The sequence below is a fragment of the Burkholderia sp. YIM B11467 genome, from assembly GCF_052952715.1.
The window spans coordinates 264189-279083 of the sequence record NZ_JBQVSQ010000001.1 but is presented as its reverse complement, the minus strand read 5'-3'; the positions used below and the strand labels follow the sequence as shown (position 1 = coordinate 279083).

General features: G+C 59.4%; 15 protein-coding genes. 9 read left to right on the top strand and 6 right to left on the bottom strand.

The annotated features are described in order from the left end of the window. The first annotated feature begins 83 nt into the window (after window positions 1-83). The 3 genes from ACTRWB_RS01255 to ACTRWB_RS01245 all read left to right on the top strand — a co-directional run bounded on the left by ACTRWB_RS01255 (window position 84) and on the right by ACTRWB_RS01245 (window position 3355). Window positions 84-872 carry a hypothetical protein gene (locus tag ACTRWB_RS01255; RefSeq protein ID WP_446900639.1) on the top strand — a complete coding sequence of 263 codons (789 nt, stop codon included), beginning with the start codon at window positions 84-86 and terminating at the stop codon, window positions 870-872. Window positions 873-1182: 310 nt separating this feature from the next. After that, window positions 1183-1713 (top strand): HEPN domain-containing protein, encoded by a 531-nt coding sequence (locus ACTRWB_RS01250; RefSeq protein WP_446900638.1) that lies wholly within the window; start codon window positions 1183-1185, stop codon window positions 1711-1713. Beyond that, window positions 1703-3355 (top strand): ATP-binding protein, encoded by a 1653-nt coding sequence (locus tag ACTRWB_RS01245; RefSeq protein WP_446900637.1) that lies wholly within the window; start codon window positions 1703-1705, stop codon window positions 3353-3355. Before ACTRWB_RS01250 ends, ACTRWB_RS01245 begins: the two co-directional genes overlap by 11 nt. A 157-nt stretch (window positions 3356-3512) precedes the next feature. Here ACTRWB_RS01245 and ACTRWB_RS01240 read toward each other — a convergent pair whose 3' ends face one another. The 6 genes from ACTRWB_RS01240 to ACTRWB_RS01215 all read right to left on the bottom strand — a co-directional run bounded on the left by ACTRWB_RS01240 (window position 3513) and on the right by ACTRWB_RS01215 (window position 9746). Then, window positions 3513-4754 carry an amidohydrolase family protein gene (locus ACTRWB_RS01240; protein ID WP_446900636.1) on the bottom strand — a complete coding sequence of 414 codons (1242 nt, stop codon included), beginning with the start codon at window positions 4752-4754 and terminating at the stop codon, window positions 3513-3515. Between the two features lie 12 nt (window positions 4755-4766). Then, the gene (locus ACTRWB_RS01235) at window positions 4767-6083 is read right to left on the bottom strand and encodes an MFS transporter (RefSeq protein ID WP_446900635.1); all 1317 of its coding nucleotides are present in this window, start codon (window positions 6081-6083) and stop codon (window positions 4767-4769) included. A gap of 123 nt (window positions 6084-6206) precedes the next feature. After that, complete coding sequence (locus tag ACTRWB_RS01230) at window positions 6207-7118, bottom strand: LysR substrate-binding domain-containing protein (RefSeq protein WP_446900634.1); 912 nt, start codon at window positions 7116-7118, stop codon at window positions 6207-6209. Between the two features lie 492 nt (window positions 7119-7610). Next, window positions 7611-8180, bottom strand: a complete 570-nt coding sequence (locus ACTRWB_RS01225; protein ID WP_446900633.1) for a TlpA disulfide reductase family protein — start codon at window positions 8178-8180, stop codon at window positions 7611-7613. Then, window positions 8170-9237 (bottom strand): transporter, encoded by a 1068-nt coding sequence (locus ACTRWB_RS01220; RefSeq protein ID WP_446900632.1) that lies wholly within the window; start codon window positions 9235-9237, stop codon window positions 8170-8172. The genes ACTRWB_RS01225 and ACTRWB_RS01220 overlap by 11 nt, the downstream gene beginning before the upstream one ends. Before the next feature lie 149 nt (window positions 9238-9386). After that, window positions 9387-9746, bottom strand: a complete 360-nt coding sequence (locus tag ACTRWB_RS01215; RefSeq protein WP_446900631.1) for a DUF2946 domain-containing protein — start codon at window positions 9744-9746, stop codon at window positions 9387-9389. A 459-nt stretch (window positions 9747-10205) separates the two neighbouring features. On the opposite strand from ACTRWB_RS01215, the gene ACTRWB_RS01210 reads away from it, so the two are divergent. The 6 genes from ACTRWB_RS01210 to ACTRWB_RS01185 all read left to right on the top strand — a co-directional run bounded on the left by ACTRWB_RS01210 (window position 10206) and on the right by ACTRWB_RS01185 (window position 14863). Next, a complete protein-coding gene (locus ACTRWB_RS01210; protein ID WP_412025044.1) occupies window positions 10206-10460 on the top strand; it encodes a BufA1 family periplasmic bufferin-type metallophore in 255 nt (84 codons plus the stop codon). 37 nt (window positions 10461-10497) lie between these two features. Then, on the top strand, window positions 10498-11394 hold the full coding sequence (gene bufB / locus ACTRWB_RS01205; protein ID WP_446900630.1) for an MNIO family bufferin maturase: 897 nt from the start codon (window positions 10498-10500) through the stop codon (window positions 11392-11394). Next, window positions 11378-12238, top strand: coding sequence for an HvfC/BufC family peptide modification chaperone (locus ACTRWB_RS01200; RefSeq protein ID WP_446900629.1), 861 nt, complete (start codon window positions 11378-11380; stop codon window positions 12236-12238). Before bufB ends, ACTRWB_RS01200 begins: the two co-directional genes overlap by 17 nt. Continuing rightward, window positions 12187-12930: a four-helix bundle copper-binding protein gene (locus ACTRWB_RS01195; protein WP_446900628.1), complete on the top strand. Its 744-nt coding sequence runs from the start codon at window positions 12187-12189 to the stop codon at window positions 12928-12930. Before ACTRWB_RS01200 ends, ACTRWB_RS01195 begins: the two co-directional genes overlap by 52 nt. Window positions 12931-13274: 344 nt before the next feature. Further along, window positions 13275-13691 (top strand): TIGR02594 family protein, encoded by a 417-nt coding sequence (locus ACTRWB_RS01190; RefSeq protein WP_419689833.1) that lies wholly within the window; start codon window positions 13275-13277, stop codon window positions 13689-13691. 431 nt (window positions 13692-14122) lie between these two features. After that, a complete protein-coding gene (locus ACTRWB_RS01185) occupies window positions 14123-14863 on the top strand; it encodes a hypothetical protein (protein ID WP_446901393.1) in 741 nt (246 codons plus the stop codon). Window positions 14864-14895: the final 32 nt, after the last annotated feature.

Sequence of the window (14895 nt, the reverse complement as noted above, 5' to 3'; positions counted from 1 at the left end):
GAGGCGTTTGTGAGGGACGGCTGCCGTGGGGTCACGGCAGCCGTTTTTGCATATCGGCGCGGGATTCGGTGACGTCAATAAAAATGAAACGCATTTCCAGATTGAAGATTGGGGTGGGGGCGATGGTGCTCGTCGCGGTGATTGCTGCGGTGGGGGCGAAGGTGATTGTGTCGCCGACTGATTCTTATCTTGCTTATCGGAAGAAGGTTGCTGCGGAGGTTAGTGCGGCCAGGATGGAAGATCAGGCGGATCTGAATAAGAAGTATGCGGCTGAGGTGAATGCGCGGCTCGTAAAGCTTGTCGGGACGGTCAAGGTGAAAGGGTTTTCCGGGAAAGCGGGGAGTACCGTGCAAAGCGTTGTGGCCGATGACGGGATGACGCCGGGGCCGGATGGACTGTTCCTCAAGTCGGATGACGGGAAGGTGAAGCTTGTTGTCACGACGGTTCCGCTTTTGAAGGCTTGGGCGAAGACGGCGGATGCGGGGCTTAAGTCGACGGATGATGTTGCCGTTATCTTCGATAACGAGACGCTTTATACGGATGTGTTTGGTGACGACGCTGCGGCGTTTCGGTTCGCCGAGTTGCCGGTGAAGCGGAAGCCGGGTGATATGGTGGTGAAGGCGCTGCTGCTGGGGGAAAGCCAGGATGGGGTGCCGGATGGGCCGAATACGTTGGCGGTGTCGGTCAGGCAGGGGGAGCGGGTTTATATCCTCTGGAGGAATGTGACGGTTCGTGATATTGCGGCTTGCCGTTTGAGATCTGTCCCCGAGGAGCATCGGCGAGCTTGTTACGAGACGCACTTACCGGCACAAGGGAACTATGCGCAGCTAGTGTCAGAAGCTCAAGCTACAGTTGCGGCGGTTGTCTTATGATCGAGACATTGCTGTCAAGCGGCTGATTCGTCCGCAATATTCCGCAGCGAGTGACATGATAGATTGCCTGCTCTCTTTCAGTTGACGAGTTTAGGCAATTGCCCGATGGTAGCCTCATCTAAGGCGTCTTGCAGTTGTTTGAGCTATCAATTGCCGATCACGCCCGAGGTTCGCTTGTGGCGTGATGGCGGGTGTAATTTTTCCAATTGATTTTTCAATTGTGAGATAATGTGGTAGTTGTGACTGCAGGTGGTTGCGTATGTCGAGAAATCGATGAAGATTGATCAAAGTTCGTTAAGATCAAAATAATATGACCAGAATTACCGAAAGCGAACTCTTGCTTATCTCTAAAGCTAAGATCGAGAAGCTCAGGAATTTTGCGGATGGAGTTTCTCTTTCTCGTCGGGCACGGTCCTCGATTGAGCGCCTGCGAGCACGAGTGGCTAAAGATCGATTGGTGCTAGCGAAATCGAAGCTGAGGGATGCGACTCAAGCGGCAAATTCGACGCCAGCACTTTGGCGTACGGCGGTTAGTAGGGCATATTATGCAATGTATCATGCAGCCCGTGCCGCGACATATTTGTCTTATGGCGGCGACGATCATGAGGAACATTCAGCTCTCCCGGGTAAGTTGCCGGCGGATTTTCCTGATTTCGAACAGTGGCGAAATAAGCTAAAGAATGCACGATACGAACGAAATCGTGCGGACTATGACCCTTATCCGGTTGATGAGGGGGAATTTATGGATATTTGCCTAGCTCTGATTCAAGATGCAAAGGATTTTGTTCGGGCTTCGCAGAGATATATTAACCAAAAAATAAGGTTGCAAAATGGTTCTTGAATCTGATCTTAAGGGAATCATTGAGTCTGAAATGAGAAGGGCAGGAGTTTCGCCTGTTTCTGTTCAGATTAGAACTTTTCCTGGTGAGGTGATTGCGATTGTCGAGGTTGATCGCAATTATCAGAGGGCACTTATTGTTGCTCAAGAGCTCGATTCAAAAATTGAGAATGGATTTGTCACTGTCCGTCAAATTAAGTCAAATGGAAATAAACGGGCTTATAAATCTATTTCGGGTGTGCATGACGAAAGAGTCGGTGATTTGCTCGGGTTGTTAAGCACTCGCTCTAGAACATCGGAAAGCCAACCGAGTCTCCGGTACATTCAAGACGTCCAAGAAAGACTTAGTGTTGCAGTTACGCCGCGTCATCATCTTATATTCGGCCGGCGTGGCGTAGGAAAAACATCTCTCTTATTGGAGGCGAGGAGGCTGCTAGAGAACCAAGGTGCTTATGTTCTTTGGGTAAATGTGCAATCGTTACGTAGTCTAGGCGTGGGGCACGCGTTCCTAACGGTGGCTTTGAAGCTTTGCGATTTGCTTTTGGCTTCGCAGGAGGCTATTCGCTCGTCTCAAACCGGACTTGATGCGCTGAGAGCGTTGCGAGCAAGCATTGAGCAACGCTTCGTAGCCAATGGTTCAACATTGCAGGAAGTCGCAATTTTGGTTCCGCTACTTCAGCAAGAGTGCTCGCGATTTACCCTGCAAGCTCAACGCACTATTTATTTGTTTGTGGATGATATTCATTATCTTCCTAGTTCGGAGGTTCCGCATTTTCTCGACCTTCTGCATGGCGTTACTCGGGATAATTTGGTTTGGTTGAAGATTGCTGGTATCCAGCATCAAACTCGCTGGTTTATTCCGGTGCCGCCGACTGGACTTCAGACGGGGCACGACGCAACAATTATTAATTTGGATGTCACTCTCGAGCATCCGGAGCGAGCGAAGGAATTTCTTGAGAATGTGCTCCGTGGCTATGTGGAGGAGTGCAGCGCATTACCATTGAGTAATGTGTTAAGTGCCGCGGCGCTGGATCGACTTGTTTTGGCATCGGGCGGTGTGCCTCGCGACTTTTTGACATTGTGTGCGGCATCTATTCAAACCGCTCGTCAGCGACCAAACGCGAAGACGGTAGGGGTGCAGGATGTAAATAATGCAGCCGGCGTTGCAGGACAAACGAAGCTTCAAGAGCTCGAGGACGATGCGGCCGCGACATCTGGCCGTTCGGGTGTTCTGATTGCTTCGTTGAATTCGGTGAGAGAGTTTTTGCTCACGGATGAAGAGATTACATACTTTAGAATTGATTTTCGTGATAAAGAATCCCGTTCTCAGGAGTATCGTGTGTTGCAAGCGCTGGCGGATCTGCGCATGCTTCACCTGATTAATCCCAGTCTTTCCGATCAGCATCAAGCGGGGCAAAGGGCCGAGGTGTATTTGCTCGATTTGAGCCAATACTCAGGATCTCGTTTCAAGCAAGGTATTCATGTATTGGATTTTGAGCGCGGTCATATGGTGTTGAAGAGAACGCGCAGTTTGGAGCCGGCGCGAATAGGTGATACGGTGTTGAAGTTGGTTTCGCTCCTGCGTCGAGCTCCAACATTTGAGCTTTCTAAGTTAACTGATAGCGCAAAATCATCAGATCTATGAGAATGTAATGTAAAATCTACGTGCGTTACCCAAGTTTTTTATGAGTAACGCACGTGAGTGGTATTTTTTAGATTCAATTGCTCGCGCTGCGATGTGATGAAAATAAGTGGCGAAATTATAAAATAATCCGGGGATTTTGTGATCTGCGGATGAGATGTCAACGCATATCAGTCCGTGCCTTTACGACTCTCCCTCGCTGTAACACACATTCGATTGCTTTATTTTTCTCAGCCACGAGCCCGATATCTTCCAGTGGATTCCCTTCCAATACAATCAAATCTGCAATCGCCCCTACGGCAACCACCCCAAGCTCCCCCGTCATATTCACAATCTCCGCCGCCACCGTCGTAGCCGACCTGAGCGCTTCCAGATTCCCGAGCACTTCCGCCCGAATCCGAAACTCGCCCGACTGAAACGCGTGCATCTCGCCAAGCAGATCCGACCCGAATCCCATCTTCACACCGGCCTTTGCATAGATCTCCAGTGACTCGCGACCTTTCTGCTGCACGGAAGCCACCTTCGCAACGGAGTCGGCAGGCATCCCGAACTCCGCCCCATGTTTCGCAAGCGCGTCATAAGTCACCAGCGTCGGCACGACAAACGCCCCATGCTCATGCATGATCTTCGCCGCCGCTTCATCCACCAGATTCCCGTGCTCGATCGTCCGCACGCCACACCGCACAGCCCGCGCAATCGCCCGCCCCGTATACGCGTGCGCCATCACATAAGTATTCGCGGCCTCGGCCTCATCGACGATGGCCCGAATCTCGTCCTCCGAATACTGCGTGTTCGCGATCGGATCAGTCGGCGAAGCAACCCCACCAGAAGCCATGATCTTGATCTGCGTCGCGCCTTTCTGAATCTCCTCACGCACCGCGAGCCTTACCCCTTCAACCCCATCCACCACCCGCGCAATCGCCCCCGTCCGAAAGCAACAAGAGCAGGGCTCCAGCAAATCCCCCCGAGGCCGAAAATCCCCATGCCCGCCGGTCTGCGACAACGCTTTCCCTGACGGAAAAATCCTCGGCCCCGAAACCAGCCCCGTCTCGACCGCCTGCATCAAACTCCAGTCCGCGCCCCCCGCATCCCGCACGCTGGTAAACCCACGGGACAACATCGCATCGAGAATCGGCAACGACCGAATCGCCGCGAGAATATTCGGCTGCGTCGCATTGGCACCGAGATTCGCATTCGAAGCCAGCACATGCACATGGCAATCGATGAACCCTGGCATCACGGTCTTGCCGCGCACGTCGATCACCTGCGCATTCGGCAAATCCACCGGCCGATCGGTGACTTCGACAATCCGTTCGCCATCGATCACGACATGATGATGTTCGAGCAACACACCTCGCTCGAGGTCGAGTACGTTGCCGCCTTGAAGCACGGTAATGGTCATGGGGAAATTTCCTTATCGAGTCGTGGAGGCAGGCCGCTTCGCATCCTTCACGAACCGCGTCCCGACGAAGCTGACTGCCGCCGCGAGGGTCACGTAGAAGGCGGGCGCCATGTTGCTGCCCGTGCGGGCGATGAGCCACGTAATCAGGAACGGTGCAAACCCACCGAAGATCGTGACTGCGAAGTTGTACGCAACGGAAAGCCCGGTCGACAGCACCTTGGTCGGGAACAGTTCCGCGAACGCCGCAAGGATCGGCCCCGTATAGACAGCGATCAACACACCGAACACGGCCTGGAACACGATCAGCGACGCGAACCCGGGCGCATGGTTGATCCACGCGAACATCGGCCACGCGAGCACGAAGACCGCGAGCGCCGAGCCGGACAGGAACACGCGTCGTCCCCACACGTCGGCGAGCCGGCCGACGATCGGCGAGCAGCACATGATCATCATCCCGCCGACCATGCCGGCCGCGAAACCGGTCGACTGCGGAAGATGCAGCGTGCGCGCGGAATAGGTCGGCATGTAGAAGAGCAGCACGTAGGTGCAGACGGTCCACAGGATGACCATTGAAAAGCTCGCGAACGTCTCGCGCGGGTAGGTGGACAGCACTTCCTTCAGCGGTGAACTCTCCTTCACCTGCGCTTCGACGGCGCTGAAAGCGGGCGTTTCGTCGATATGGCTGCGGATGAAATAACCGACGGGCCCGACGATGATCCCGAGCAGGAATGGCAACCGCCAGCCCCAGCTATGCAGCGCCTGTGCGTCGAGCGACGTCGTGACGAACGTGCCGGTTGCCGCACCGAGCAGCACCGCGAAGCCGATGCTCGACTGGATCCAGCTCGAGTAATACGCGCGCTTCTCCGGCGGTGCGTATTCGGTGAGGAATGCGGTGGCGCCGCCCATCTCGCCGCCGGCCGAGAAGCCTTGCAGCAATCGCGCGACGACGATCAGCAGCGGTGCGGCGATGCCAGCCTGCTCATAGGTCGGCGCGATCCCGATGAGCGCGGTGCCGGCCGCCATCAGCAGGATCGTGAGCGACAGCGCGGCCTTGCGTCCGGCCTTGTCGGCATAAACGCCGAGCACGATGCCGCCTACCGGCCGCATGAAGAAGCCGACGCCGAACGTCGCGACGGTCAGCAGCACGGACGTCAGTTCGTTGCCGGTCGGAAAGAACAGCTTCGCGATGATCACCGCGAAGAAACTGTAGACGGTGAAGTCGAACCATTCGAGGCCGTTGCCGATCACGGTCGCGACGATGGCGCGGCGGCGTTGCTGCACTGCCGCATCGACGGAAGGCGCGGCGCGCGGGGAAAGCGTTCCTTGCATGGTCTCTTCCTTTGTCAGAAGACGGGACGGCTGCCCCGCGTGAATCCCATGCTACGGACAGCCAGATTTTTTTCTGAAACGAAAGATTCGCATGCACGCATGCGCTGCACGCATGCATCGCGCTCAGGGTGCGGTCTGCTTCTCCGCCTGTTCGAACAGCCAGCGCGTGAAGAGGCGGGCGGCCTGATTCTGTGCGCGGTCGTTCGGCGAGATCACGTAATAACCGCCGCCGTGGCTCGCGGTCGCTTCCGTCACGCGCACGAGCAGGCCGGCCTCGATGCATGCGTCGATCATGTAGCGCCAGCCGAGCGACACGCCCTGGCCGAGAATGGTCATCTGCACGATCTGTGGATACGAATTGATCATGATGTCCTGCGGCTGTGCCTTCTGGCGGTCGACGTCATTCATGCCGAACCATTCGGACCACGACATCCATTGGCGCTGCCCGTCCTCGAGGCGCAGCAGCGTTTCGTTCGCGAGATCGGCCGCGTTCAGCGTTCGGCCGGCCAGATAACCGGGCGAGCAGACGGGAAACACTTCCTCGTCGAACAACCGGCGCGCGGTGTACTCGGCCGGCGCCTGCTGGCGCACGTAGTAGACGCCGACATCGAATTCCGCCGGCGACATCGACGCAAGGCCGTCGCGCACGATCAGGCGCAGCTTGATGTTCGGATACGCGGTGCGAAAGTCCGGCAGCCGAGGCGTAAGCCACAGCAGCGCAACACCGGACGAGCAAGCGATCGTCAGTTCGAGATCGCCGTACGGCTTCATCACGTCGTGCGTGGCTTCCGCGCATTGCGTGAGCAGGTGGTGCACCTGCGCCGCGTATTGTTCGCCGGCGATCGTCAGGCGCAACGAACGATGCTCGCGGACGAACAGCGAGCGGCCGAGGAATTCCTCGAGCTGCTGGATCTGGCGGCTGATCGCGCTTTGGGTGAGATGCAGTTCGGCGGCGGCTTTCGTGAAGCTCGCGTGCCGCACGGCGGCTTCGAACGCGACGAGGCACTGAAGGGGCGGCAGGGGTGTGATGCGCATGGCGGGGCAGGGAGTCGATGGCGCTGCAGACATGATACGGGTGGACCACACGAAGATCGCAAGCCGCGAAGGGCGCTGTCGATTTGCCATTCGCTTGACGTGTTTCTGCTGCATGCTCCGCCCCACCTATTTGGGCTGGCCTGCGACCTGCGCGCCACGGTCAAGCCAACACGCTAGGCCCATACTCTCGATCCTCTCGATGAGCACCCGAGAAACTGCCTCGCTGTGGTTTTTATAGCGCTGCGGCTGCGAGTCGTTCTGATGGGGGACGAGAGAGCAGTCCAGGTCGCACCTGGAATCACTTGTCCTGTTCGATCAATTTCCTCGCGAAGAATGAGCCGCGATCCGGGCAGCCGCCGATGTTTCGGGCAATCTCCCGACGGCGCTGCTTTGAACACATCGCCTTTGAGGCAACGTCGTATGCGCAATCAGTGCGCCCGCTCTTTCGAAGGAGCGGGCCAACGCACTGCAGAAGATGCGCTGCCTGATGATTCAGGAGCGATTCAGGAGCGGCGTGACGATACGCTCGAGGCGATCGGCGGTCCATGAGGGTTTCGGATCGTCCCAGCCATTGTCGACGAGGAGCCCGTTCCGGTCGATCGTGAAGTTCACCGGGATGCGCCAGATTCGGCCATAGCCTCCGGCGTATGCGCTGCCCAGGAGGCCGACCGGAAAGCTCAAACTGGCCGCCACTTGCCGGACGGCCGCGAGATCGTCCGGTCCGTCCAGACTGAAACCGAGCACACGCAAGCCGTTTGCCGCATGGCGCGCGGCGTACGCGGACAACAGTGGCAGTTCGGTCCGACAAGGCTCGCACCATGTGGCCCAGAAAGTCAGAATGACCACGTTCCCACGCAAATCCTCGCTGGCGACGCTTTGCCCGTCGAGCGTGTGCAGGATCAGGCCGGGCGCGGGACGACCGACTGCCAGGCCGCCGGCCTGCGCGGCCGGCAGCCATCCTCCGAGGCTGGCTCCCAGCACCACCCCGCCGGCCTTGCGCAGCCAGTCGCGCCTCGTCCCATTGAGTCCTGCGCGCGGCGATTCGTCGGCGTCAGAAAGCATAGTTTGCCCCCACCGTGCCCGACCAGCGCGGAAACAACTGATAGCCGCTGAGCCGGCTATACAGAGACTTCTGGACGAATGCGTAGACGTTCAGATTCTTCACCACGTTCACCGTCACGCCAGGCGACAGGTAGACGACCGTGCCGGCTGTGTTGCTGGTGTCGGCGAGCGCGCCTTGGTCCGCGCTCTTGCGAGTCACGTTGATCTGGAGCTGCGGGACGACCCTCGGGTTCGCCTCATAGCGCAGGCCGACGCTTACCGTCGCGAGATTGCCCGGCCGGTAGTCCTGACCGAGGCCGTGAAGATTCTCGACCACGGCCGACTGGAATTGACCGTTGATGAACGCGTCGAAGTTCTGGCTGACGGGCTGGTAGTAATAAGCACCGACGATCAGGTCCGTGCTGCCGGTGCCGGGCTGCAGGCTGGTATCCAGGGCCTGACCGTTGGCGCCGTTCGGACCTGACGAGAAGAACACCGGGCTGCGGCCGACGGTGGCGCCCGTCAGCACGTTCTGGCCGCCGTATTTTCCAGTAGGCAGCTTGACGCCGAGCTGTACGCCGAGATTGTGGGTTGGCAAGAAACCCTGATAGCTGGCGATCAGTTTGATGTCGCCCAGCCCCTTGCTCGTGACGCCGCTCAGGTTGTCGGGCGTGAGCTGATCCGGCGTGGCGTTGCCGTAGGTCGAGTGGCCGCGATCGATGAACGGAACGATCGCACCGAAGTTCCACTTGGGGTTCGGACTGTAGTTGATGCCGAGATTCCAGTAGCGGTTGATCGTCTGGTGTTCGACTTCCTGGCTACCGCCCGCTGCATTGATCGCCGCCGGCACGGTGGGCGATACCGCGCTCGTTCCGCTACGCAACTGGTTCTGTGGAAGGAAAGTGTAATCCAGGCTGATGCGCCAGCCCGGCGTGGCCGAATAACCCGCTGCGGCATCCGTGCTCAGCGAGCAGCCGCAGGTCGCGCAGGCGTGGGCTGCCACGGGCAGGGTCAGGCCGGTCAGGCAAGCAAGCGCGGCGAGTGAAACGTCAATCGTTCTCTTCGATTCGATTCGCATGTCATTCCTCGTTCATGTCTCGTGGGTGCACGCGAGCGTGCCCGCGGCGTCGCGGACGCACGGTGCGAAGTGCCCCAATTGCAGACTCGCAGCGGCGAGAGTCCCGCGTGATTCGGCGGGGCCTCTTCGCATGGCTGCGAATGATCGATTCAGACGAGGAGCGGCGAATCCCGGGGGCGTGCTGCCGGGAATATGTCTCGCCAGATGAACGTCGGCGAAGCTGAAGGTTGTTCGGCGCTGTAGTGCGCTGTCGCCTGCAGTTGCAGCAAGGCGGACGGCGGCGCAGGCGTGTGATGCGCGAGCAGGTTGCAATACCCGCAAGCATCGAGGTGGACTGCGAGCGCTTGATCGCCGGCATCCGGCTGACCCTCGGCCGAGCAGATCGATGCGAACGGCGTATTCCGATCGAGAGACATCAGGCCCTGACTCACGATCGGTGCAAAGACAATGAGCCACATGGCGAACATGCCAAGCCATGCAGTCATTCGATTGCGGTGGTGAGTGGTCATGATGTCGGGTGTATGCGAGCGCCAGGATTCTAGCTTAGACCGGTTGCGACGCAGAAGAAATACTCGGCATACCTGAGCACAAAACTCGAACATCGATCGCATCGCGCTTGACCGCCGGCGACGCGTGCCGGATCTTCGAACATAGCCGCGGTGGAGCGGACGTACCTGTCAAACAGGTCGGTCGCGGCGGCATCGACGTTCCGCTAGCGAATACCGTGTGCTGCGTACGTTCGATGTGTCGACAAGCGGGCTGCGACGGTGCGGCGGGATTGTCCCCATGAAGCTGTGGGGCATGGTCCGACTGCGCCAATAAAAACGTTGCACTAAGATCGTCCTGATGGTGGCAGGATCGTGCAAACGGTGTTGCACCAGTCCAGCGCCCTGCGCGTGCAGGGTTCCTGAGCGTGCATGGCGCAGCACCGGCGACTGTCGTTTGCCGCCCCTATCCTGGAGAAGCACATGAAACCGAATCTTGGCCGGCAGGCCCTGCTTGCCCTGACACTCGCCGGCGTGGCCGCCGCAGCCGTCGCGGCGACGGAGGAGGAAGCGAAGGTGCAGTGCTATGGCGTCGCCAAGGCCGGCCAGAACGACTGCGGGAGCAAGACCGGCGTGCATGATTGCGCGAGCAAGGCGAAGGTCGACAACGACCGAGGCGACTTCAAGATCGTGCCGATCGGTACCTGCGAAAAACTGGGCGGCACGACCGAATCCTGATGCCACGAAGCGATTGTCGCAGCACGCCGGGGTTCTCATGACCGCGACCCGTCCGGGTGCCGGCGCGCCATCCGGTATCGGTATCGGGCTTCGCCAGGTTCACTACGCCGACTTCGTCGAAGCACCGCCCGCGGTGGACTGGGTGGAAGTGCACAGCGAGAACTATTTCGGTGACGGCGGCTACGACCTGCACGTGCTCGGCATCGTGCGATGCGATTTCCCGGTCAGTCTGCATGGCGTCGGCCTCGGGCTCGGCTCGGGCGTCCCGCTCGACGCGGGTCATCTGGACAGGCTCAAGCGCCTGGTCGAGCGGATCGAACCGGCAGTCGTCTCCGAACATCTGTGCTGGGGTGCGACGGCCGCCGGCAGTTTGAACGACCTGTTGCCAATGCCGCTGACCGACGCGGCGCTCGCTCACCTCACGGTGCGAGTCAACGAAGTGCAGGAGGCACTGGGTCGGCCGATCCTGCTCGAAAACGTTTCTACCTGGCTTCGGTTCAACGACGACCGGTACGGTGAAACGGCATTCCTTTCCGAGCTGGCTCGGCGCACCGGATGCGGCGTGCTGCTCGACGTCAACAATCTGTACGTGAATCAGTGCAATCACGGCGAGGACGCGATGTCGGCGATGGATGCGTTGCCGCCCGGCGTGGTCGGCGAAATCCACCTGGCCGGCCATCGTGTGACCGGCGCGGCCGTCATCGATGACCACGGCTCCCGGGTTGCGCCTGCTGTCTGGGCGCTCCATGAACATGCGCTGCGCCGCTTCGGCGACGTGCCGACGCTGATCGAATGGGACACGGCCATTCCGCCGTTGAGCGTGCTGGTCGACGAAGCCCGTCTTGCGCGTGTTGCACAGGTCCGGGTGCGACAGGACGCGCGGCAGCTATCGAGCGCTATAGCGGGTGGGGTGAGTGATGGCGATGCCGCTTGAATCGCTCCAGCGAATCTTCGCGAGCGCCCTTGGCGATCCGGAGCAGGAGAAACTGCTGCTCGAATTCGTGAAGCCGCCGTCGCAGGTCACCGGCGACGCACCCGGTCGAGCCGGTGAAAATGATGTGCATGAATCGCCGCTGGTGGCCACCGCAGAACCCGACGAGGTTTTGCATCAGCGCGTGGGACTTTATCGCGGTAACGTCCGTTCGCACTGGCGTGGCGCGCTCGCGAACGCCTATCCGGTGTTGCTGGCGCTGGTTGGCGATGCATATTTTGATGCGTTGTCGCTTGCGTACGCTCGCGCGCATCCGTCCCGAAGCGGCGACCTCAATCGCTTTGGCGATGCGTTGCCGGTCTTCATTGGAGAATACGAGCGAGATTCGCGCTTTCGATATTTTGCAGATGTTGCGCGCCTTGAATGGGCGCTGCACGTTGCCTGCTTCGCCGCTGACGTATCGGTATTCACGGCGCAGCAATGGCTCGAACTCGGTGACGAGCGTCTGCTGGATGCGCAACTCGCGATACATCCGGCCTGCACGGCTATCGCCTCCGATTTCGCCATTGCCGACATCTGGCGGGGACATCAACCGGGAGGCAACTTCCCACAACGGCCCGACGGCCCCACCTGGACGCTCGTCGTGCGTCCAGCGTGGCACCCCACGGTATGCGTTCACACCGAGGCTGCTCACGCGGCCTTCATCGCGCTGCAAAACGGAACAACCCTGGCCGATGCGCTCGACGCTGCGTTTGCGATCGATCCGGCGTTCGATTTCGCGACGCAATGGCACGCGTGGATCACCGCATCGGCGATTACCGGCGCAACTGCTGGCACGGTGTCATGATCGGCTTGACGGGTGTTTGCGTGTCGGCGTACCGATTGCCGCGACTTTTTCCTTTTCCGCAACTGTACGCCCCGGCGTATATGAGTCGATGCGTTACGCATCTATTGCCGGCCGGATCGAGTTTTTTCGGTTCCCTGATGTTAGGATTCGACGATTCCAGCCCCTTGCTCCAGCGGCTGCGAATGCGTGCTTTCAAACGTATTGTCATTGCAGTGAATTTTTTCGGAGATTCTCACATGGACAGACGTGACGCACTATTCGGTACCGGGCTGCTCGCGCTTTCCGCACTCGCGACAATTGAACGGGCCTCGGCCCAGGAAAGCTCGCCTGCGGAAACCTCTCATCAGCATCATGGCGGTCAATACGGCGCGCTCGCCAATGCGGCGGGCGAGTGTGTGTCGACCGGGCAGGTCTGCGTGAGCCATTGCATCGGTCTTTTGGGCAAGGGAAACCAGGACCTTGCCGCCTGTGCAACCAGCGTGTCGCAAATGCTTTCCATTTGCGGCGCCCTGCAAGGTCTAGCCAACCAGAATTCGCACTATCTTCCGGCGTTAGCCAAGGTCGCCCTGGATGCCTGCCGCGATTGCGAGGCGGAGTGCAAAAAGCACGCTGACAGGCACGCGCCGTGCAAGGCGTGCATGGAGTCGTGTCGCGCGTGTGCCAACGAGTGCCGCGCCGCGCTGGCAACCTGAATCGCGCTGCGGGTTCGTCCTTTCATTCCATCCACGGTCGAACCGCTTCCGCCTGGCGGCCACAGCCGGTGGCCGCCGTCTCCGATTCCGAGCTGTGCTGGTCTACGAGCGCGAGACCGATGCGTCCGCCAAACTCCGCGCGTGCATCGCGTTCGCGCTGGATCATTTCCCACCGCGAGTGGGGAATACATGAGGGATCGACCATTCGTCCAGTGCCGGCTTCCCGTTGGCGTTCGTCGTTACGCGGCATTCATGCGAAAATTGACCACAAATCGCACTCGCCCGAGAACGACGTGACCCGATTGAACCCTGAGAGCAAACCGAAAGCCGGACATCCGCCGTGGATGGCCGTCGCGCTGGCCGAACTCGGCATCCGCCGCCATCCGCCCGGCAGCATCAACCCGCGCATCGTCGAGTACAACAACCAGACGAACCTGGTCGGTTACGACGACAAAATTTCCTGGTGCTCGTCCTTCGTCAACTGGTGCATGACGCACGCCGGCATTCGCGGCACTGGCTCCGCACTCGCGCGTTCGTGGCTCGAATGGGGCCGCCCGCTGGAGCGCCCGGTCTACGGCTGCATCGCGATCCTGACGCGCGACGATCCCGCGAGCTGGAAAGGTCACGTCGGTTTCTACCTGCGTCACGACGATGAACACGTCCACCTGTTCGGCGGCAACCAACTGGAAGAAGTGCGCGAACTCGCGTACCCGTTGAACGAAGTGATCGGCTACCGCTGGCCCGACGCAGTATGTGTATAAGGCTAGACTGGACCAAACAGACAGCGTCAGATCGTCTGACTCAGTTCGGCCACATTGAGACGTTCGACAGTGCGGCTTGAATCGCTGACAATCGACGCGTTGACGCCGGAAGCCGCGATGCCAGGACGTAATATGCCAAACGATCTGAACCAGGCAGCCTATTGGGTTTCGTTTATACATGAGCACTGCCCGTTTCCAAATCGAGACGCGCTTGCGGCGCAGTTCGCGAATGCAGAGATACTCAGACTCTGTGCTTATAACGTCTTCGTCAGCGAATCGCTCACTGAGAATTAAGCGGGAATTGCGCATGCCGGTCCGGGCGGTGAATGACCGCTATTGAGCAGATCGAGTGGCTGCAATGGGTCCGGGAAGCGCCATTCGCTGGCGCGAGATGGCACGGCGACCAAGGTAGCCGCTTTACACTGCGACAAATGAGCGACCCTTCCCTGCAACCCCAGCCCCAAAACGGGCTCACCTCCTATTTCTGGAGCGGCGACGCCATCCGCAGTCGGCGCGTAAGTGACATCGTGCTGTCCGGCACGGTCGACGTGCCAGAGCCGCCGGCGCGTCTGCTCGCGGATTGGGCTAGGGAGATTTCGTCCCGCATGACCCTGGAACCTGGGGATGTTGAGGCGTTACCTCTGGCACGAGCACGAGCGCGCTGGCCGGACTACTCGCACTGCGTGCAGGCAGTGGCTGATTGGGCGAGCAAGCTTGGACTGCCCGGCGTACTTGCCTCCAGTGACGTCGCTCTCATGGCTTGCCGCGGCGCGAGGTATCACCACGACGGAGAGCAGTATGGCGGCGCGGCCTTCTGCAATCTCTTCCTGAGCGAGGATAAGGGTCAGGACGTACACTTTCCATCGTTGGGTCTTCGAATCCCCCTGACCCGGGGTTCGGTTCTGATATTCGATACCTGCCAGTCTCATGGCGTCATTCGGCGCGGCAGCAGCGGTTTTGATGTGGACGACTTCCCGCCCGACCAGGATTGCACTCAGGTATTCCTGACCTGGGAGCTTCCCGTTGAGGCTATCCATGTCAGGCAGGCGCTCAATGTCGCCTTTGACATTGATCTTTCGACCTCGCTGAAGGTCAATGAGGAGCAAGTCCGGCTGAATGATGAAAGAGTCAGCGTGTGTGACAAGTCAGGTCGGTGGCACCGAGCTGACTAATCGCCAGGACTCGTCACGATCCCACCTGGTCG

Bases quoted from the DNA above. Each gene is read 5' to 3' on its own strand.
- ACTRWB_RS01255 (WP_446900639.1), top strand. From the start codon at position 84: ATGAAACGCATTTCCAGATTGAAGATTGGGGTGGGGGCGATGGTGCTC.
- ACTRWB_RS01250 (WP_446900638.1), top strand. From the start codon at position 1,183: ATGACCAGAATTACCGAAAGCGAACTCTTGCTTATCTCTAAAGCTAAG.
- ACTRWB_RS01245 (WP_446900637.1), top strand. From the start codon at position 1,703: ATGGTTCTTGAATCTGATCTTAAGGGAATCATTGAGTCTGAAATGAGA.
- ACTRWB_RS01240 (WP_446900636.1), bottom strand. From the start codon at position 4,754: ATGACCATTACCGTGCTTCAAGGCGGCAACGTACTCGACCTCGAGCGA.
- ACTRWB_RS01235 (WP_446900635.1), bottom strand. From the start codon at position 6,083: ATGCAAGGAACGCTTTCCCCGCGCGCCGCGCCTTCCGTCGATGCGGCA.
- ACTRWB_RS01230 (WP_446900634.1), bottom strand. From the start codon at position 7,118: ATGCGCATCACACCCCTGCCGCCCCTTCAGTGCCTCGTCGCGTTCGAA.
- ACTRWB_RS01225 (WP_446900633.1), bottom strand. From the start codon at position 8,180: ATGCTTTCTGACGCCGACGAATCGCCGCGCGCAGGACTCAATGGGACG.
- ACTRWB_RS01220 (WP_446900632.1), bottom strand. From the start codon at position 9,237: ATGCGAATCGAATCGAAGAGAACGATTGACGTTTCACTCGCCGCGCTT.
- ACTRWB_RS01215 (WP_446900631.1), bottom strand. From the start codon at position 9,746: ATGACCACTCACCACCGCAATCGAATGACTGCATGGCTTGGCATGTTC.
- ACTRWB_RS01210 (WP_412025044.1), top strand. From the start codon at position 10,206: ATGAAACCGAATCTTGGCCGGCAGGCCCTGCTTGCCCTGACACTCGCC.
- bufB (WP_446900630.1), top strand. From the start codon at position 10,498: ATGACCGCGACCCGTCCGGGTGCCGGCGCGCCATCCGGTATCGGTATC.
- ACTRWB_RS01200 (WP_446900629.1), top strand. From the start codon at position 11,378: ATGGCGATGCCGCTTGAATCGCTCCAGCGAATCTTCGCGAGCGCCCTT.
- ACTRWB_RS01190 (WP_419689833.1), top strand. From the start codon at position 13,275: ATGGCCGTCGCGCTGGCCGAACTCGGCATCCGCCGCCATCCGCCCGGC.
- ACTRWB_RS01185 (WP_446901393.1), top strand. From the start codon at position 14,123: ATGAGCGACCCTTCCCTGCAACCCCAGCCCCAAAACGGGCTCACCTCC.